The organism is Moritella viscosa (assembly GCF_900120065.1).
In the GTDB taxonomy this organism is placed as follows: Bacteria; Pseudomonadota; Gammaproteobacteria; order Enterobacterales; family Moritellaceae; genus Moritella; species Moritella viscosa.
The window spans coordinates 1-20,707 of record NZ_FPLG01000024.1; the positions used below are offsets into that span (position 1 = coordinate 1).

Sequence of the window (20,707 nt, forward strand, 5' to 3'; positions counted from 1 at the left end):
ACTACAAGGCGGTAACGGCACTTTACGGTGAATATTATTCGTCTTTGATAGTTGGTATTTGTAGTGGTGCCTCTTAGCTTATAGCCAAATTTGATATATCACTACATTTGATGCTACAAAAGTTTTACCTGTTCGGTTTACAATATCAAGTAGCTTGACAATACCTGCTATCAATTTATCATAATTAAGAGCCATACCGACAAGTAACCAAATGGATTCAGTAAACACTATTGTGCCTTATCAATCTGCTTACACTAAGGTTAGGCAACGCAACGGAGAAGATATGGTTCACGTTTGCAAAAATACACACTAGGCATTAACAAGGCTACGGTCATAGATATTGTGATACGAGGAAAATTAAATGAAATGCAAAAAGCTAACTATTGTTGGTACCTTTCTATTACTTGCCTTTCTGACTGCCTGCAATCCGTTGGAGCCCTTATCAGAAACGCCAACGGATGGAGAGTCTGATAGCTCTAAACATAGCAACACTGGTGACAGCGCATCGAGTGAGTTAGTAAGTCCTGTCGATGAGCTGTACGGTTCAGATCACAGTACTCAAAATGTCGTGGATTGGGACGGTAGCTACATTGGCACTTTGCCTTGTGCCAGTTGCCCCGGCATCGAAATTGTGCTCACCATCAATGACGCGGGCTACTATACCTTAAAAGAAACTTACCTCGCAGAAAACGATGCAGTATTCAGAAGCCAGGGGAGATTTGATTGGGATGCATCCGGCAGTCGTATCACATTTCGAGGCGATGACAGACGTGTTTGGGTGATTGGAGAGGGCACGGCGTGGTTGGTGGGAGAAGATAACAAACTCGCTGACGAGTATTCTCTAAATAAGCAGCACGGACAAACAAGCTTCAGTCCCCCCATTGTACAAAATACCGGTACCAAACTAGAATTGATGGTAGGGACAGTTATGATACTTGAAGGCTTGTATACGTGGGGCCATGAGGTCGTGTCATTTGAGCCATGTGGTTCAGGTTCGTATTACTGGGCAACCGGTGAAACAGCAATTATCAAGTCATTAAACGACGCAAGCCTTAAGAAAGCCAAAGCGCAAAACAGCCCCTATCAAGCAGTTTTCATTAAGGCTGAGATCAAAGTATTGCCGTCGGCGACCGACGGGTTTGCCGAGAGTTACGATGGAGTAATTGAAATTTTGAGTGTGAAGGAGTTTTCAGCAGATAGATATTGCAGATCAAAAAATAGTCATAAGATAGCGACGTGATGAACCAACCCTTCCCCACGACCTAGCATTAATGACATAGAGTATAGGTTTCAAATGGGAAGGTTCGCCTTAGGGATCAGCTAGATTTACTGATTAATTCAGGTTCAAATTCGTACTGAGCATAACGGGTAATACAAGCATCTAATAAGTCTTCATCATCATAAAATGCAGAAACCATGTCAACAATTGTATGTAATGCATCTTTATCTTCACTATGAATAGTAAATATCATCGTTTCATCGCCAAAAGTCAGTTTTTCTAATAAGCTTGGGTCCTTCTCTGATAGCATATTTTCTAACAGCAACGCCCAATCTTCACCATCACCTAAAAAGTCATGAGTTTCAAAAGCTTTCCATTTTAAATCACTTAGCATCAAGCTATGGTCGCGTTTGAAAGTTGAAAACAAAAATGGATAGTAAACATTTACTTGCTTCATAATATCTCTCTAATATGATGGGAATTATCATTTAATAACTTCTCCGAAGAGATCAAGAAGTTAAAGTATCTCCACCCTACTCTCTGTATTTAAATTAAATGATAGATGCATCATGTTTTGCCTTATTACCATTAAGAATGGCATATTGAACCACAGCTATTTATGATATTTGTGAGCACAGAGATGACATTAACGAAAAGTGAGAAAATAAGAAGAACTTGCTAAAGCACGTTAATGTAATTCCTAGTACCGACAAAAACTTAACGCAAGAAATAAAGCCAGTGGACAACGACTTCTTTTAACAAAGAATTCATCATCCGCTGGCTTTAATTCTCTCAATTTTGTTACATGGCTTTCGTTATATAAGAAGCATTACAAAATGAGTAACCCCTAGCCTTTCACACCTCCAGATGTTAAGCCACCAACTAACCAACGTTGTGCAAGTAAGAATACGATAGTGATTGGTAATGCAGAAAGCACTGCTGCTGCTGCAAAATCACCCCACAGGTAGTTTTGTGGATATAAATACTGTTGCATGCCAACAGCTAAGGTGTAGTTATTCACATCAGACAATAATAACGAAGCTACTGGTACTTCTGTTACCGCTGCAATAAACGCAAGAATAAAGACCACAGCTAAAATAGGCACTGACAAGGGTAACAACACCAAACGGAATGCTTGCCAAGGCGTAGCGCCATCCAATGCAGCCGCTTCTTCTAATGAACCATCTATCGACTCGAAATAACCTTTAATTGTCCATACATGCAGTGCAATACCACCCAGATAAGCGAAGATCAAACCGCCATGAGTATTCAGCCCTAAGAAAGGTATATACTGGCCTAACTTATCAAACAAGGCATACAAAGCCACCAATGCTAATACTGCTGGAAACATCTGGAAGATCATCATCGCTTTTAAAATAGTGTCTTTACCACCAAAACGTAAACGTGCAAATGCATACGCAGAGGTGGTCGACAACGCCACAATCATCACCGACGATATCGCAGCTACTTTTACCGAGTTCCACAACCACAACAACACAGGGAATGGTGGCGGTGTAATACTGCCATCCGCATTCGTTACCGAGAACCCTAACGCTAAACGCCAGTGATCTAATGTCGGTGATGTAGGAATAATGCCACCCGTCGCAAAGTTACCTTCACGCAACGAAATTGCCACTACCATAACCAAGGGGAAAATAATCACCACCAGCAGTGCACACAGTGCTAGGTGAGCAGCCCATACCCGATATTTTAATGATTTACCTTGTACCATAGCCATACTGTTACTCCTCATATTTTGTAGGTTATTGCTGTCGATTACTTTTCTGACAGTTTGGTGAAACGTAAATTAAAGAGCGCTAAACCACCCACTAATAAGAAGATAAGCGTTGTAATTGCACTGGCCAAACCAAAGTCTTGACCACCAGCACCTTCAAAGGCAATACGATAGGTATAGTTGACTAACAAGTCGGTATAACCCGCCGGCTCGCTGGTCCCAATCATGTTTGGTCCACCCTGTGTTAACAGCTGAATCAATACAAAGTTATTAAAGTTAAACGAGAAGCTAGCAATCATTAACGGCATTAATGGTTTCATCATCATCGGGAACGTAATGTTTTTAAAGTTTTGTAACGGCCCAGCGCCATCAAGCGCAGATGCTTCGTATAAATCATCCGGTATTGATTTCAACATGCCCATACTTAAGATCATCATGTATGGAAAACCAAGCCAAATATTAACCATTAATACCATAGCTTTCGCAGAAATAGGATCCGAAAACCAACTTGGCGAAAGACCAAATAAAACTTCTAACACCATATTAATTTCACCAAAGCTTTGGTTGAATAACCCTTTGAAGATCAAAATAGAAATGAATGACGGTACGGCGTAAGGTAAAATTAACAGCATGCGGTAAATAGCGCGACCACGTAACGCTTCCCATTGCACAATACTGGCCAGCACCAACCCTATGATCACAGTAGCCACCACAGATAATCCAGAGAAAATAATCGTCCAAAAGAAAATACTAATGAAGGGTTCTTTAATACCATCATCTTGCCAAATACGTTCAAAGTTGGCGGTACCGATAACTACCGTAAAACCAGGTGATAATGGATCGCCAATATAGTTCCCCTTGGCATCAATGGTTTGATAAAAACCGGTGTCCATATTCGGGATCAATACCGTTTTATCTTTATTATTGATTAACGTAGTCCCGTCGCTTTCAACACTGTAAAGCGGTTGCACTGCGGCAAATTTACGTAACCCGCTCATGCGAATTTCATTACCATTAGGTAATATCAAATCCACCGAGTTTAACGTTGCACGGTTTTTGACAATTTCTTTTATTTTAGCCTTACTGCCAACAACGGCATCTACCGCGGTAAGCACTAAACGTCGGTTTTCTGGTAACTTTAACTTTAAATTTATCTCGTCAGTCACTAATAATTGTGCACCGTCTTTAATCGCAAGACGGTAGCCATTTTCACTGCGATACAAATCGAATTTATAATTGTCACCGCTTTGATAAGTACTATCAAGTAACACTGACTGTGCACGTTCAAAAGACAGTTGGTTTTTGGCACTGTAATTGGTAAATGCGATACCCACCGTATACACCAGCGGAAAAACAATAAACAAGATCATGCCTGCGACACCAGGGTAAATATAGCGGTGTGCGTAGGTTTTTTTACTACCAAAAATATACAAAGCTAACGAGGTTAAAATAAGCGTTAATACCGCAAATGACGTCTCGCCACGTGAGTACATCAATACCGATGCATAACCGTTCATTAACCCAATAAGTGTGAGGGTGCACCATTTAATAAAATGCGGAGAAAAAAATCTAGAATTGACTTGGTCGCAAGTCTGTTGAGAGTCTGGTGTATCACCCAGAATTTCAGCTACTTTAACAGTCTGCATGGAAGAACCTACCTCATAATACCAATCACACTAAATAGATGATCATTATTTAATGCAACTGGTATAAACAGCAAAAGGAGAGATAATCTATCCCCTTATTTTACAACTTCCTATCACTACAACAGAAAGTACTTAAAAACACTATCTCGTCATCTGTTTTTCTGCATCACTTAATGCAGCATCAATCGATTGACGACCATCGACAATGTTAATAATGGCGTTTTTAGTTGCGCCCCAGAATGCATTCATTTGTGGAATGTTCGGCATGATCTCGCCGTTCATCGCATTATCCATCGTAGCTGCAATACGGCTATCACTCGCTAACTGTGCTTGGTATGACGTCAGTGCCACCGCACCTAATGGTTTGTCGCTATTCACTGTAGCCAGACCTTCATTGGTCAATAAATAATTTTCGATAAACTCAACCGCTAGATCTTTATTTGGTGACGCAGTGCTAATACCCGCCGTTAATACACCCACAAACGGTTTAGAGTGATTACCATTAAATCTCGGTAACTGAGCAACGCCATAATTAATCTCAGACTTGTCTATATTGCCCCATGCCCACGGACCATTAATCGTCAGTGCCACATTGCCTTTGATAAACTCAGACTCTGATACCGAGTAATCCATATCCGGTGAAATGACTTTATCGGCTAATAGTTTTTGTACTAACTGCATACTGCTTTTAACGCCTGCATTATTTACACCCGCATCTTTCACATCATACCCGTTGGCACTCGCTTTAAAAGCATAACCACCGTCTGCAGCCATTAGCGGCCAAGTGAAGTATGGTTCTTTTAGATTCCACATAATCGCAGACTTACCTTGGGTTTTAAGCTGCTTGTCTAATGCTGCGAGATCTTCCCAATTTTTTGGCGGGGTTTTAACTAAATCTTTATTGTAGATAAGTGATAACGATTCAACTGCCACTGGATAGCCGATATATTTACCCTTGTATTTAACCGCATCCCAAGTAAAGGCAATCATGCTGTCTTTTAACTCTTTTGATGGTTTAATTTCGGCTAATAAACCCGCTTGAGCATAACCTCCAAAACGATCATGAGCCCAAAATACAATATCTGGACCATCACCTGTAGCAGCAACTTGAGGGAATTTATCTTGTAAGCTATCTGGATGTGAAACAGTCACCTTAATGCCGGTATCAGCTTCAAACTGCTTACCCACTTCAGCAAGACCGTTGTAACCTTTGTCACCATTAATCCAAATCGTTAACTGGCCTTCTTCAATAGCAGCAAAAGCAGAAAAAGAGTTCATTGCAGTTAGCAGTGCTACCGCTGTTAAGGTTTTTCTCATCACTTATATCCTTACTAAATTAGCTTTCAAACTTACCAGACAAGTTGTCTGCGTTGGAGGATATAGTCATACAATAGTCCATTTCCCACATCCTCCTTTATCCTACGCCTATCCTCTACAAAGCCAAAAGCGTGAACTTGAACAATTAATTTTACTTAGTTGGTTAATAAAGGCGATAAAAATGCGATGGCTCGCACATTAAAATGCGATCAGGTACCTATTTGGAGTGATAATTAGACAGCTGTTGTTAAAATGTGATCCATGCACTCCTCCTGTCTTCTCCACCCTAAAAGTTTTTACCAAGGATGATGCAGTATAAGGGCATATAAAACACACTATCAACATCGAATAATGCTGTGTAAGATATTATAATTAATCATAAAAAGGACTCGCGAGATGGCAAATGTCACGTTAAAAAATGTATGTAAAGCATATGACGATGTACTTATCTCTAAAAACGTAGATCTCGAAATAAATGATGGTGAATTTGTGGTTTTCGTTGGTCCATCAGGTTGTGGCAAGTCAACCTTACTCCGTTGTATTGCTGGTCTTGAAGATATCACTTCTGGTGACTTATTTATTGGCGGCAAACGTATGAATGATATCGAACCCTCAAAACGTGGTGTCGGCATGGTATTCCAATCTTATGCCCTTTACCCCCACTTAGATTTAACCGATAATATGTCATTTGGCTTAAAATTAGCGAAAGCAGATAAACAGCTAATCAAAGATCGCGTTAAACATGCCGCTGACATTCTGCAACTAACACCATTATTAGATCGTAAACCGAAATCCTTATCCGGAGGTCAACGCCAACGCGTGGCGATTGGCCGAACCTTAGTATCACAACCAAAAGTATTTTTATTAGATGAACCGCTGTCGAATTTAGATGCGGCATTACGCGTAAAAATGCGTATTGAATTAGCTAAACTACACAAGCAACTGGGCTGCACGATGATCTACGTGACCCATGATCAAGTTGAAGCGATGACGATGGCCGATAAGATAGTAGTACTCGACGGTGGTGATGTGGCCCAGGTAGGTGCACCATTGGAGATTTATCATTACCCTAAAAATCTTTTTGTTGCAGGTTTTATTGGCTCACCAAAAATGAACTTCATTAACGTGCATATCCAAGCAGTCGAAGCTGAACGTGTTGAAGTACTGTTACCGAATTGCCAGAGTATTTGGATCCCGGTTGACGGAAAAACAGTGAATGCCGGAGATGAAATGCTCCTCGGTATTCGCCCTGAACACTTAGTCCCAGTTGAAGATGCTGATATCGTCATTGCGGGCGAAACTATCGTGGTAGAAAAATTGGGTAATGAAACGCAAGTCTATTTACACATTGAAGGCAGTGACGAAGATGTGATTTATCGTGTCGCAGATACCCTGTCGATTGATGCAGATGAGAAGCTAGATATTGGTATTCCAGCACACCGCTGCCACTTGTTCCATAAAAATGGTTTAGCTTGCCAACGTTTGCATAAAGAAACGACGCGCTAGCCGATACTCTCGCTCACCTCTCCCCACGAACGAGTTAGCTAGCCTTGCTAACTCGAAATATCCCTTTCTGTATTCGCACTTCAACGTCCTCAAAATATACTAATACCAATTTCCCATATATTTTCTCACACTAGAATATGAGTGGCGGTCAGATAAACCAGTGAACAAAACCGATACTTCTAAAGGGTAGTAACAAATGTTGGTTAAATGTTGTATAAATGTGACACAGGTAGATAAAAGTATTATTCGACCAAGCAGTTTTGGTGAAAGCACTTCTATTCATACCATCCGTGATGTAGGGTTTATAAAGTTTATGCAAACTGAGATGCTTGTCAAAAACTTACAACTCAATCGCCTTTTCAACAGAATTTATTAGACAGTAGGTACTTAGCTTGAATTTATTTAAAAACTTAACACTATCATTTAAAATATCAAGCCTTGTCATTGTTTTACTGTGTTCGTTACTGTTTATTTCTGTCAATCTCATCGTTAATAGTCGAGCCGTGGTTGAAAACATCGTCTTAGATTCTGAAATTAGGCAATTTTATTCAAACATTAACAATAAATGGAAAGACATTCTCAAAGCCTATAAATTTTCAGAAGATATGGGTATGAAGTTTTCAGCAAGAGCAGTGGAACAAGCAGAACTAGAAGAAGCAACCACTAAAGTTGAAACGCTGATTAACGATTACGTAACCAGTTTATTGGCTGCGAACACAACGCTTGAAAATGAATGGAATTCGGTACTGAAACTCAGTCAAGAGGACGGCGTATTTTATACTCGGGACCAGCTTGTAGCGCAAGCAGAACACCTTAATTCATCACTAGCAACATTAACCAATGTTTGGCTAACCAAGGCAACGTTTGTAGTCCGAAAAAAAGCAGAAAAGGCGGCTAACCTCGCTTTTCCACCGGTTGTTGAAACCATTGAAGCTATCAATCTGATGCATGACGAATTAGTCAGCATACGGTCAGAAAAAATTATTACAGCTCAAAATAAAATTGTTATTCAATCGACTATTCTAGCAATCAGCATTTTCTTTATCGTTATTATTATGTCCTTCTTAATGCTTCGAAAACTGAAGAGAGATTTACAATCCATTGTGTCAGTGACACATTGCCTAGCCAAGGGTGACCTTAGTCGAACGCTCGAAGCAGGAGACGATTTGGACGAAATTAGTGAAATAAAAAGATCGGTATTCAGCATGACTGACAACCTGAATAATATTTTTAAGTCTGTCACGTTACTCGCTAACAATTTAAACGAGTCAACAGATGGCCTGCTCAGTGACAACAAGCAAAGGATTAATGAAGCAGAATTCCAGCATTCACAAATGACCAAACTTTCTAGTTCTGTCGACGCGCTTTATTCCGTTTCAACACAAGTGTCTGAGCATGCAGACGACGCACTGACTAAATCAGATAATGCGATTGAATCGGCCAAAAAAGGAAAAACAATCGTCAATGAAACCATTACGTCTATTGAAAATTTAGCAGGCGAAATTGAAAATTCAGTCTCTGCCATTCAGCAACTGGATACTGAAGCCGATAGTATTACTAGTATTCTTGAGGTCATCAAAAGCATTGCCGAACAAACCAATCTCCTGGCGTTAAATGCAGCCATTGAAGCGGCTCGTGCTGGTGAACAAGGTCGTGGCTTTGCTGTCGTTGCTGATGAAGTCAGAAATTTAGCGAAACGGACTCAAGATGCGACAGCAGAAATTCAATTGACACTTGAGACGCTTAAGAAGAGTACCCTTGTCGCGGTATCAACCATCAATAACAGTCATACAAAATCACTGGAAAGTGTGGAATATGTATCAAATGCTGGCAACGTGATAGATGAAATTAATATGTCCGTTAACCAAATTAAAGACATTGCTAAAGAGACATCGGCGGCGTCATTACTGCAAACTAACACACTTGATGAGATCCAGACCAATGTCAACGATGTCAATCAAGTCACCGAGGAAAACACGACTCGCGCCCAAGTATCTATGACTTCAGCATCTTCACTATCAGGTCTTAGCAAGGAACTAATCAGTTCGATCAGTTACTTCAAATTAAAGTAACTCGCCAGCTGCGTAATGTAACTAAAAAACATATATTCTACCTAAATATAATTTAGTCTCAAAATTCAGCACAAAACATTGAATTTCAAGATTAAAAGACCAAAACATAGTGCGTAAACAGCTATAGTGAATACCTGTAAGTAAATTGGTTCCACATCAAAAAAGACCATGATTATAAACCAAAAGTCAACTGTTAATATATCTACATTGAGATGTTAATTGTGTTACCTTGTATATCCCCCCTACCGCTTAGTAGGGACTTCTCATATTTTCCGACGTTGTATTTCGGCACTTTTCAGTCGCCCTCCTAAGCCTTAAAGCACTAGGAAATACTATGTCTGATTCAACTCAGAATTTAACGAATATCTTTCCGTTTAATAAACCAAAAAATCTAGAAACAGGTAATTTTATCACACCTACTGCGATTATTTATTGCGAAGGACACTTTGGGGAAATTGATGGTAAAACGGCAAATGGCCTTGTTAGACATTCTCACAATTATCGCATTCTCTCTGTGATTGATAGCAAAACGGCAGGTTTAAATTCAGGTGAAGTGCTGAATGAAGAAAAAAATGACATTCCCATTTTTGCTAACATGGAGGCAGCACTAACACATGCAGGCACAATTCCTGACTACTTCATTTTTGGGATTGCACCATCAAGTGGTTTGTTATCCGATGCAGAAAAAACGATTATTTTAGATGCTATGTCATTAAAAATGAATATAGTTAATGGATTACATGAATTCCTAAGCGAGGACCCTACTTTTTTAGCGGCAAGCATAAAACACAACGTCAGTATTTTAGATATCCGAAAACCTAAAAATAAAGAAGAATTGCAGACATTTAGCGGAGAAATACATAATGTAAAATGTCCACGTATCGCGATTATGGGAACCGATTGTGCTATCGGAAAACGGACGACAGCCACAATATTAACGAATGCACTACAAGAAAAAGGGCTTAACGTTGTCATGATTGCAACGGGACAAACGGGCATTATTCAAGGCGCCCCCTATGGTGTTGCGTTAGATGCAGTTCCTTCTCAATTTTGTGCCGGTGAACTCGAAGCTATTATCGTCAAAGCGTACGAACAAGAAGATCCAGACCTGATCATTATTGAAGGACAAGGCTCATTAAGCCACCCCGCATTTTCTACGAGTTCTTTTATACTCCGCGGCAGCTGCCCAACAAGTGTCATTCTGCAACATGCGCCTAAACGTTTATACCGTGCTGATTTCCCTAAAGAAAGAATGCCTTCAGTCGCTTCAGAAATAAACCTTATTGAAACATTTTCAGATACAAGCGTGATAGGCTTAACACTTAATCATGAAGATATGTCCTCACAAGAAACACGAGGCGCGATTGATGACTTCGCTACTGAATTAAGGATACCAGTTACCGACGCGCTATCCCAACCAACAGACCACCTTGTACAAATCGTTTCTTCTGCTTACCCTCACCTAGAACGCAAAATGATGTTAACGTCTTGAACTACCCTAGGGTAGACATCGACTGCACTAAAATTTACCATAATACTCAAACATTGATAAATCGACTAAGTCATAAAGGCATATCGATAACCCCCGTCACCAAAGTGTGTTTAGGCCACCCTATCATTGCGAATACTTTGATTAACGCAGGGGCCCAGATGATTGCGGATTCCCGTGTCGAGAATATTGAAAAAATGAGGGAGTCGGGCATGTCATTACCGACTATGCTGATCCGAACACCTATGTTAAGTCAGGCTGCAAGCGTTGTTAAGTATTGTAATATTAGCCTTAACAGTGAAATAGCTGTGATTGAACAACTATCCCGTATTGCTAACCAAACAAATATTATCCATGGCATTATCATCATGGTTGAGCTAGGGGATCTGCGGGAAGGCGTAATGCCTAACAATTTATTGGCATTTATCGGTAAGATAATTAATTTACCGAACATAGTAATAAAAGGCATAGGTACAAATTTGGCCTGCCGCTATGGTATATCACCTGATGATGACAAAATGTCTCAACTGTCTGCACTTGCAGATGAAGTCGAAAAAATCTTTTCTATTCAGCTAGACATTATATCGGGCGGTAATTCGGCCTCGATTAGTTGGGCACTTAATCATGGTAAAAACAGCCGCATTAACAACCTACGAATAGGTGAAGCCATTTTTCTCGGTTGTGAACCATTATATCAAGAGCCTATTGAAGGGTTATTTACCGATGCCATCACGCTCACGGCTGAAGTTATAGAGTCGAAAATAAAACCGTCTTTACCTTGGGGTGTTCGCGGAAAAAATGCTTTTGGAGAAAAACAAGCTATCCCAAATAGAGGGGATGTGTCACAAGCACTGATCGCATTAGGTCGCCTAGATGTCAATATTGCAGGGCTAAAGCCGCCGACAGGCATAACAATTGTTTCATCAACCAGCGATCATCTGGTTATTGAAACATCAGGAGAATCCTTGTTCGTCGGCCAAAAAATACAGTTCAACTTAGATTATGGTGCAGTTTTACTTTCTATGTCCTCGCCTTATACGCAGAAATCGTTTAACCATCGGAATTTTGATACATAATTAAAAACGATAACTTTGTATATCACTAAGCGATGACTAACTCGATTCATCTAATAAACTAGATATGACAAAAAATGCCTAACAGTTTTCACTGTTAGGCATTGTTATTATTCGGGGATTTTTGTCTGCAAACAAAAATTAACCCCCTTTAACTATCTTGCTTTCTACTTATGCCAGTTATACACGAGGTATTAGAACCAAGCTTCAACTTGCATACCTATAGTATAGTCGCTGTCACCTTTACTTGATCCCAAAGTAGTTCCTTTATCATCAGTAATATACGACGCAAATACACGCAGTTCAGGTCTAGCCCAGAAACTCTCGCCCATTGACCATGCTTGTGCAATAGTCGCTTTGCTGCCACCTTTATCTGTAGAACCTTGAGATTCAGAGAACACACCTAATTCCAAAATGGTTTTCATGTTCTGGTTCCATTTGTACACAGGACGTACCACAACACTAAACAGCTCATGCTCTTCTTTGGCCAAGCCTACATCAGCAGAATTTGCATACATTAATTGATGACCGACTTCGATTTTATCGCCAACACTAACCACACCCCAGTTGATTATGCGGTAACCTGTCGCATCATTTTGTCTTCCGGAACGGTCAAACCAAGCACCACTGCCTAAGTCAGCCATTTGGGCACCATAAGAACTAGTACCATATTGCAACACGGTTTGGTTAAAGCCGTTACTTAAGCCTTGTTGTAAAATAGCCGTTAACATCACGCCATCATCAGCTTCTAACGTTTGCTCTGCTTTTTCATTAGCAAAATTATAAACGGCTGCCACTTCTAAATTTGCACCACTCCATAATTCAAGACCTGAATAACGGACATCAAAAATATTACCATTTACCTGAGAATCATTAGACCATGAGTGGTCCTGTGATAACCCATTCGAACTCGCTTGACTACCTTCGTCTAGCATCCAAGCGGCAGACAATTTACCAGGACCGACGGTTAAGTTTTCAATACCACCACCAGCACCCGCTGAGGTATTTAAGTAGTAAAAATCAGTAATGTGAATATCTTTACGTTGGTAATAACGTTTACCAGCCCACATCGTGGCTTCTTTATCGCTAGCAATTAGCCCCGTCGCTTGTATGTTGAATTGAGCCACGTTGAAGTCACCATCTTCCCAACCATTATTACCTGAATTCCCTTGCGCAATCATTGCGTCAACAATCCAAGTTTGATCTTCCATTCCTGTTATTTTTGGTAGTTCTTGACGGAAACCAAACTCAGCATAAAGATCATTTTCATTACCTAAACGACCAATTTTATTTTTCTCAAAACTAATATTCTCACCATTATTTCCGCTAATACCAGTACCTGCTCGCATGTAACCATTAAAATCGACAGCGCCAGCCGCAAAAGAAAGTAAGGCTGCAGATACAGCAATCGCAACACGATTTAAGTTTTTCATATAATCTAAATCCTTGAATGAGTTTGGTTTCATTTTTCGATCCGTGACCAAGATACAATTGGCTCAGAAGACAAATTCATAGTAAGGAATTTTAAAATAACCACCTCCTCCGCCCTCTGTTAATTTAAGGAGGATGAAAAAGGCTGAGAAAAAAGTGACTGGCTTATTTTTATGAGGAAGATCACCAAAGTAAGGCGTATTTATATGTTTTTTAAATCATAACATAAAAGACACTGTTAACTGGATCATGTTTAATCGACTAAATCGCTATATTAATGCTCTGAATTACATAAAATGCAGCTAATTTATAAATGTGATCTAAGCTGCAAACTGAAGATTAATGAATTAATACTGATTTTATAAATGAACTCTTCAATCACACGATAGGCAAGATAATCACGACATTCTATCACGCTTGATAACAAGTAAATGAAAACAAATTAACAAAGAAATTGTGTTCTTTGCAAACTGCGAATTAAAATTGCATTTTGCGAAGATCCATTTTTAAAATGCGATTAATTTAACAAAAAAAAAACAACAAAAAAATAAATCTATGTTTTTAAAGTACAAAAAAGATGGCACGAGATATGCGATAACAAGGGTACCTATAATACTTACTTTTATACTTCGCAATCAAGGGACTGCTTATGAAAACATGTCAGTACAAGACACTATTATTAATGTCTACCTGCCTTTATAGCTTAAATGCTACATCGGCGCCTTTTGCTAGTTGCCCGACTGAAGCATTTCTATCCCAATACAAAAATGGCAGTACACATTATAAATCAGTGGACCTGAGTACAGGTTTAATCACAACGCTACAAACCGACGATGGCCTAGGCTCTGACTCAATTAATGCGATAGCCTTCAATAACACAGATAAATATATCTATGGTTTTGACCGCAACCAACTGGCATTAGTCAAATTTGATAGCGATTTTAAAGCAACCGTTTTGAACTTTACTAACCCACCAAACAATAACTTTTTTGTGGGTGATATAAAAGATAATAAGTTCTATTTCTATCGTCGCTACCTTGGTCTTTACTACACAAATCTAGACAGCAGTGCATCCGACTACCTCACCATTACAAAAATAGTAGGGTCGAATAAAAGCATTAGAATTGCTGACTTTGCATTTCACCCTACCGATGGCAACATCTATGCCGTAGAAGGTAGAACAGGTCACTTATATCGTATTGATCCAACGACAGGTGTTGCAACTAATGTAGCCAGCACTGGGTTTACATCCCCGCGCAGTGCATTTGGTGCTGCTTACTTTGACTCTGCTGGTTATCTTTATTTCCTCCGTAACAATGACGGTAATATTTACCGGACTGACATAACCGATCCGAACAATATTACTGGCGCATCCGTGTATTTTGCTAAAGCTTCAGCAAGTAACAGTAATGACGGTGCTCGTTGTTCAGAGGCAGCCGTTGTATCAACGAATACGGATTATGGTGATGCTCCAGATACGTACGGGACAACCTTAGCGGTAAATGGTGCAAGGCATCTCATTGACTACAACAACTATATACTTGGTAGCCTTATTGATTCTGAAGATGATGCTAATCTATCACCCAATTCTGACAATACAGATAACCTCGAAGATGAAGATGGTATTCTATTTCAAACCGCACTCGTTACAGGCCTAGATGCCCAAGTCAATGCAACGATCACAGGCGGTCAAGACAGTGCTTATTTCAATGGTTGGTTTGATTGGAATCAAGATGGTGACTTTGAGGATGCGGACGAGCATGTATTTAATAATCTGCAGTTAGATTCTAATTCACATAACATCGCTTTAACCGTACCAGCTACCGCATTAGTCGGCAATACTTGGTCGCGATTCCGGATCGGTGACCAAGCTAACATAACCAGTAGCGGTGGTTATGCTAATGGGGAAGTCGAAGATTATCCAATTACTGTTGTTGATGGTAATACCACCAGTATTTATTATCCAAGTGAAGACGATTATGTCACACTTGCTTACGAAGATCGCTGGCCTGAACAAGGTGACTATGACTTTAACGATGTCGTTATTTTTTATCGAGTAGTGCAAACAATTAGCAATAATCAAGTTTCTCGTATCGATATACAAGGTGAACTCATCAATTATGGTGCCTCATACTTCAACGGTTTTGCTGTCCACTTAGACGGAATACTACGTAGTAATATTGATCAAGACTTACTACAAGTCCGATATAACTCTGTATCCGCACCCACCACAGGTGTTTTAGAAGCGGGTCAGACCGATGCTGTTGTTATCGTTTCAGATAACTTAAAAACAGCGTTCACCTCGACTTGTGGAGAACTCTACTTTAATACCGAGCCTGCTTGTATGGGCAACACGAGTACTTATTCATTCGAAATTAATATTCCAATGATTAATCCCGTTGATATAGCTAGCATGCCAGCAATGCCACTGAATCCCTTTATCTTTGGCACCGAAAACCATACTAGAAATGTTTTCTTTGGTGAGCCTATTGGACGTGAGTTAGAGATTCATTTACCGGATTTACCTATCACAGATCTAGGTAGTAGTGATTACTTCGGACTACTTGACGATAATTCAAACCCACCGACTACCACATTCAGAACCTCAGCCAACTTGCCTTGGGCTGTTGAGATAGGCAATACAGAATGGAAAGCACCACTCGAAGAAACGGATATTTCTTCCGCTTATCCTGAATTCAATAAATTCATCACCAGTGGTGGCGTCAATAACGAATTTTGGTTTGATAACCCAGTTTTCCATAAAATAGTCGATTAGGAGCAGATCATGAAATTTATTCAAACACTGATTATTTGTAATATTGCCTTTATTTCTGCTTGTAGTGATAGTGAAAGCGACAGTCCGACGGGAAATGTAAGTACCCCCACAGCGAATGTTGTCACACCTGCAATCGATGGTCCTGAACAAGAGTTACTCTCTGACGATGATGGATTTATTTCCACAGAGAGTGATGACCTCAGATTACAGGATATAGAAGCACCGATAACACAAAAATTCACAGCAACTAAACAGCAAGAATTAATCATCACATCACAAGGAACCGACTCATGTTATATCAACGTATACACTCGATATGATAAAACGTCGGGATATAATTTCACCCCTTCAGGAGGAAGTCGCGTTGTACAAGTATATTCAGCAAATTGTGAATATTCGGGTACTATCTATCTATTAAATCAACAACATAAATTATTAATTGAGGTGGTCAATTTAAATCAAGAAGACACAACGAGTTATTATGAGGAAACAATAAAAAATACCGCCATTGAAGTTGCAATACAATAGTGGTGCGAACAGCACGTTAATTTAATTCCAAAAGTAATACTCCAAAAAAACCACCACACAATATTAATTGGTGGTGGTTTTTATTTTATCGCCAACATTCATTTCAGTTTATTTCACGATAAACAACCTCCTCTGTCGCGACCTGCTATTTAATTTTCCATAATCAGTCACAAGCACATATAATGATATTGATTCACTCATTCAAAGGTCACTTAAATGCGTTTAACCATTTTTCATAAATTGTTCATCTCTTTAATGCTAATTAGCTCAATTATGATGATTGGCATGGCATTATTGATTAACAATAGCTTTCAAAATGGTTTTCAACGTTATCTGAATCAAAGTGAAGTCGAACGCATTGAAAATATGGCTGAAAATATCAGTGATTATTATTCATCAGACCAAGGCTGGTACAAACTACAGCAGCAACCTGAATTATGGCGAAGACTATTAAGAAACATTGGTGAGCATCCCAGAAAACCAAAAAAAGTCACTGAAATGACATCAAGGAAAACCAGATCAAATTACAACCAACTCACACCTCGCCTTAACTTGCTAGATATAAATGGCAACACTATTATCGGCGCTCCTAAAAATTTTCATCGTTTACATGCAAATATACAAATTACTAAAGTTGCGATCACCAAAAATGAACAAACCATTGGTTGGCTATCTATTTTACAAAGAGAGAACATCAAGGGCCATTTAGCCGAACGTTTCTTAAGGCAACAACTCGACAACTTTTATTGGATTGCCGCTTGGGCCGCTTTATTTTCTTTTATCGTTGCTGCATTATTAGTTCGTCATTTTTTAAAACCGTTAAAAAAATTACACTCAGCAGCTAAATCACTGTCTAATGGTAATTTTGATTATCAAATTGACGTGCGCGGTAAAGATGAACTCGCCGAACTATCACTCGCATTTAATTTATTAACCACAACCTTAAAAACTCAGAAATTATCACGAGAGCAGTGGCTCGCCGATATTTCTCATGAACTGCGTACACCGATTGCCGTCTTGCTCAGTGAGATAGAAGCGATTGAAGATGGTATTCGTAAACCGGAACCTAAATATATTAAGTCATTACATAATCAAGTCATAACTCTAACCCGCTTAGTTGATGATTTATATTCATTATCTCAATCAGATAATGGCGTCCTTATCGATACATCACACAATGTCGATATCACCAATATAATTAACAATATCGCCAACCAAAACGAAGTACGTTTAGCAGACAAGCATATTGCAATACAACGTTTATACGATCACCGTCAGCCAATGTTATTAAATGCCGATGCCAAATCATTGGCTCAGCTTATCGGTAACCTGTTCGAAAACAGCTACCGCTACACAGATCAAAATGGGCAGATAAAAATCAACTTACAACAAACCAACGACAGCATATTACTAACTATTGAAGATAGTGCACCAGCAGTACCTGACGCAGCATTACCAAAGCTATTTGAACGCTTGTACCGCGTTGATAAATCCCGTAGTCGTGCCAATGGCGGTTCCGGTTTAGGTTTATCCATTTGTGAAAACATAATCAAAAGGCATAACGGTCATATCAGTGCACAGCATTCCAAACTTGGTGGCTTAAAAATAGCGATATCACTTCCGATTAAGGACAATTAACCCATGACAAATTTAGCAAAAAAAATACTTATGGTTGAAGATGAACCTTCCCTTGCTATCGTATTATGTGAATACCTCGCCCAGGCAGGATTTCAAACCCATATCATTGATAACGGCCTCGAGGTTATTGACTGGGTGAAACAAGAAAGTCCTGACCTACTGATCCTTGATTTAATGCTACCTAATCGTGACGGTTTAGATATTTATCGTGAATTACGTACTTTTAGCCAAGTCCCTGTCGTCATGGCGACTGCTCGTGTGGATGAAATAGATAGATTATTAGGACTTGAACTCGGTGCTGACGACTACATTTGTAAACCATATAGCCCACGTGAAGTCGTGGCGCGGATCAAAAATGTATTACGTCGCACTGTAGAGGCTGCTGCACCTCAACAAAATGGCTTGGTTATTAATGATAAACAAATGAAAGTCGCATTTAATGAGCAAGAGTTAACATTAACGCCCGCGGAATTCCGCTTACTGAGTTTCTTTAATCAGCACCCAGGACAAGTATTTAACCGTGACCAAATCATGCAAAAAATTTATGCTGATAATCGCTTAGTCACCGATCGTACCATTGACAGCCACATTAAAAATTTACGTAAAAAGCTACAAGATGCTAACCCAGACGGTGAATACATCAAATCTATTTATGGGGTTGGTTATAAGTTTACCTTGTGATTATCAATACTTTTTTAAATTACGATTAATCTCCATATTTTCTCCATAATTCCTGCGCATTTGTTGCTTATAGTTACCCCATCAACAGATTAACTCACACAGAGTTATCCTGTTTAAGACCAACAACAAGCAACAAAGTGAGATTATGATGAAAAAGACATTCTTTATTACCGCTGCTTTATTAACAGCGATGACAACCACAACGTTTACTTATGCAAATTCAAATAGCGATAACAATCAGCGTCATCACATGTCTTTTGAAAAAATGGACATCAATCAAGATGGTAAGATTACAAAAAATGAAGCGACAGGGCGAGTAGCTGACACCTTTGATAAATTAGATACTGACAACGATGGTTTCGTTAGCAAAGCAGATTTACCAAACAAAGGCAGGCATCACCGAGGTAAAATATTCAAAGAAATGGACACCAACAACGATGGTAAAATTTCCCGTGAAGAAGCAACCGGCCGTCTAGCCGAAGACTTTGATAAATTAGATAAAAATAGCGACGGCTTCATTACCAAAGATGAACTACCAAAACGTGGTAAACACCATAAAGGCATGATGTTCAAGAAAATAGACACCAACAATGACGGTAAAATTTCAAAAGAGGAAATGAATCAATACTTTGATAAATTAGACACTAACGGCGATGGCTTCATTTATAAAGATGAATTAATGAAACAACATAAAAAACGTTAATATAAAGGGGGACTTTGCTCCCCTATCCTCTAAAATACTATTTCTATTTAGCTGACCATTTTTCTTCATGAATGGCAGCCTCTATATCGCGACGTGGTAACCAACCTAACTTTTCTAGTTCCGGTTTATCATTGAAGTGAGAAACATACCCAACACACAAATAAGCAACAATATTAATCTCTTCGGGAATGCCTAGTGCATCTTTCAACACCGAATCATGGATAATACTGACCCAACCAACACCCAAGTTTTCTGCTCGTGCCGCTAACCACAAATTTTGAACTGCACATACCGTACTATATAAATCCATTTCATGATTAATGGTTCGGCCAATAACAGTAGGACCATTACGACTACGATCACAGGTAACACAAATACCCAATGGTGCGTCTAAAATACCTTCTAACTTCAACTTTCGATATTGCTCTGCTTTTTCATCGGTAAACATAGCGGCTGATTCAGCATGAGCTGATTCAAAGCCCGCTTTTATTTTTTCCTTCGTAGCACTGTTTTTAACCAAAATAAAATCCCAAGGTTGCATAAAACCAACACTCGGAGCATGGTGAGCGGCAGTTAATACCCGTTTCAATACATCATCAGGAATGAGCTCGGGTTTAAACTGGCCGCGTACATCTCGTCGAGAAAATATGGTTTTATAAACCGCATCTCTTTCATCTTCAGTTATTTTCATTCAGTCACGATCACGATAGTAATAAAATAGTGTATTGATTATCTAATTAAATAATAGAAGAAGTAAAGCCAGTGATACCGCCGTTTCCGAATAACTTAAACTACCAAGCCTCTAACTAGCCGTGTTTACATCATTTTTAAACGCGCATATGAAATATAATGTTAACTTGATCATGTTTATTCGTGTAAAAGCTCCTTTTAAC

General features: G+C 39.3%; 16 protein-coding genes. 10 read left to right on the forward strand and 6 right to left on the reverse strand.

All coding sequences use genetic code 11. The annotated features are described in order from the left end of the window. Positions 1-361 precede the first annotated feature (361 nt). Positions 362-1,240: a copper resistance protein NlpE gene (locus BT797_RS04000; protein WP_052678368.1), complete on the forward strand. Its 879-nt coding sequence runs from the start codon at positions 362-364 to the stop codon at positions 1,238-1,240. Positions 1,241-1,316: 76 nt separating this feature from the next. Here BT797_RS04000 and BT797_RS04005 read toward each other — a convergent pair whose 3' ends face one another. From BT797_RS04005 to malE, 4 genes are all read right to left on the reverse strand, one after another. After that, positions 1,317-1,676, reverse strand: coding sequence for an Imm51 family immunity protein (locus BT797_RS04005; protein WP_045111235.1), 360 nt, complete (start codon positions 1,674-1,676; stop codon positions 1,317-1,319). A 390-nt stretch (positions 1,677-2,066) separates the two neighbouring features. Beyond that, on the reverse strand, positions 2,067-2,957 hold the full coding sequence (gene malG, locus BT797_RS04010) for a maltose ABC transporter permease MalG (protein WP_045111236.1): 891 nt from the start codon (positions 2,955-2,957) through the stop codon (positions 2,067-2,069). 38 nt (positions 2,958-2,995) lie between these two features. Beyond that, positions 2,996-4,600, reverse strand: coding sequence for a maltose ABC transporter permease MalF (gene malF, locus BT797_RS04015; RefSeq protein ID WP_045111237.1), 1,605 nt, complete (start codon positions 4,598-4,600; stop codon positions 2,996-2,998). A gap of 141 nt (positions 4,601-4,741) precedes the next feature. Beyond that, positions 4,742-5,917 (reverse strand): maltose/maltodextrin ABC transporter substrate-binding protein MalE, encoded by a 1,176-nt coding sequence (gene malE / locus BT797_RS04020; RefSeq protein ID WP_075471142.1) that lies wholly within the window; start codon positions 5,915-5,917, stop codon positions 4,742-4,744. Positions 5,918-6,313: 396 nt separating this feature from the next. Here malE and malK point away from each other — a divergent pair, with 396 nt between their 5' ends. The 4 genes from malK (at position 6,314) to BT797_RS04040 (ending at position 12,060) form a co-directional block, all read left to right on the forward strand. Then, entirely contained in the window at positions 6,314-7,423 is a 1,110-nt protein-coding gene (gene malK / locus BT797_RS04025; protein ID WP_045111239.1) for a maltose/maltodextrin ABC transporter ATP-binding protein MalK, read from the forward strand. 392 nt (positions 7,424-7,815) lie between these two features. Continuing rightward, positions 7,816-9,495 carry a methyl-accepting chemotaxis protein gene (locus BT797_RS04030; protein ID WP_045111240.1) on the forward strand — a complete coding sequence of 560 codons (1,680 nt, stop codon included), beginning with the start codon at positions 7,816-7,818 and terminating at the stop codon, positions 9,493-9,495. A gap of 334 nt (positions 9,496-9,829) precedes the next feature. Then, positions 9,830-10,987 (forward strand): N-acetyltransferase DgcN family protein, encoded by a 1,158-nt coding sequence (locus tag BT797_RS04035; RefSeq protein ID WP_045111241.1) that lies wholly within the window; start codon positions 9,830-9,832, stop codon positions 10,985-10,987. Beyond that, complete coding sequence (locus BT797_RS04040; protein WP_075471143.1) at positions 10,984-12,060, forward strand: alanine/ornithine racemase family PLP-dependent enzyme; 1,077 nt, start codon at positions 10,984-10,986, stop codon at positions 12,058-12,060. The genes BT797_RS04035 and BT797_RS04040 overlap by 4 nt, the downstream gene beginning before the upstream one ends. 191 nt (positions 12,061-12,251) lie before the next feature. Here the strand turns inward: BT797_RS04040 and lamB are convergent, their stop codons facing one another. Further along, positions 12,252-13,490 (reverse strand): maltoporin LamB, encoded by a 1,239-nt coding sequence (lamB, locus tag BT797_RS04045; RefSeq protein ID WP_075471155.1) that lies wholly within the window; start codon positions 13,488-13,490, stop codon positions 12,252-12,254. A gap of 647 nt (positions 13,491-14,137) precedes the next feature. Between lamB and BT797_RS04050 the strand changes: the two genes are divergently transcribed. The 5 genes from BT797_RS04050 (at position 14,138) to BT797_RS04070 (ending at position 19,814) form a co-directional block, all read left to right on the forward strand. After that, positions 14,138-16,264 (forward strand): LruC domain-containing protein, encoded by a 2,127-nt coding sequence (locus tag BT797_RS04050; protein WP_075471144.1) that lies wholly within the window; start codon positions 14,138-14,140, stop codon positions 16,262-16,264. Between the two features lie 9 nt (positions 16,265-16,273). Continuing rightward, a complete protein-coding gene (locus BT797_RS04055) occupies positions 16,274-16,792 on the forward strand; it encodes a hypothetical protein (RefSeq protein ID WP_075471145.1) in 519 nt (172 codons plus the stop codon). A 216-nt stretch (positions 16,793-17,008) separates the two neighbouring features. After that, the gene (locus BT797_RS04060) at positions 17,009-18,430 is read left to right on the forward strand and encodes an ATP-binding protein (RefSeq protein WP_045111243.1); all 1,422 of its coding nucleotides are present in this window, start codon (positions 17,009-17,011) and stop codon (positions 18,428-18,430) included. A gap of 3 nt (positions 18,431-18,433) precedes the next feature. Continuing rightward, positions 18,434-19,111 (forward strand): response regulator, encoded by a 678-nt coding sequence (locus BT797_RS04065; RefSeq protein WP_045111244.1) that lies wholly within the window; start codon positions 18,434-18,436, stop codon positions 19,109-19,111. Positions 19,112-19,256: 145 nt separating this feature from the next. Further along, positions 19,257-19,814, forward strand: coding sequence for an EF-hand domain-containing protein (locus BT797_RS04070; protein WP_075471146.1), 558 nt, complete (start codon positions 19,257-19,259; stop codon positions 19,812-19,814). A 43-nt stretch (positions 19,815-19,857) separates the two neighbouring features. Here the strand turns inward: BT797_RS04070 and bluB are convergent, their stop codons facing one another. Then, positions 19,858-20,505, reverse strand: coding sequence for a 5,6-dimethylbenzimidazole synthase (gene bluB / locus BT797_RS04075; RefSeq protein ID WP_045111247.1), 648 nt, complete (start codon positions 20,503-20,505; stop codon positions 19,858-19,860). Positions 20,506-20,707: the final 202 nt, after the last annotated feature.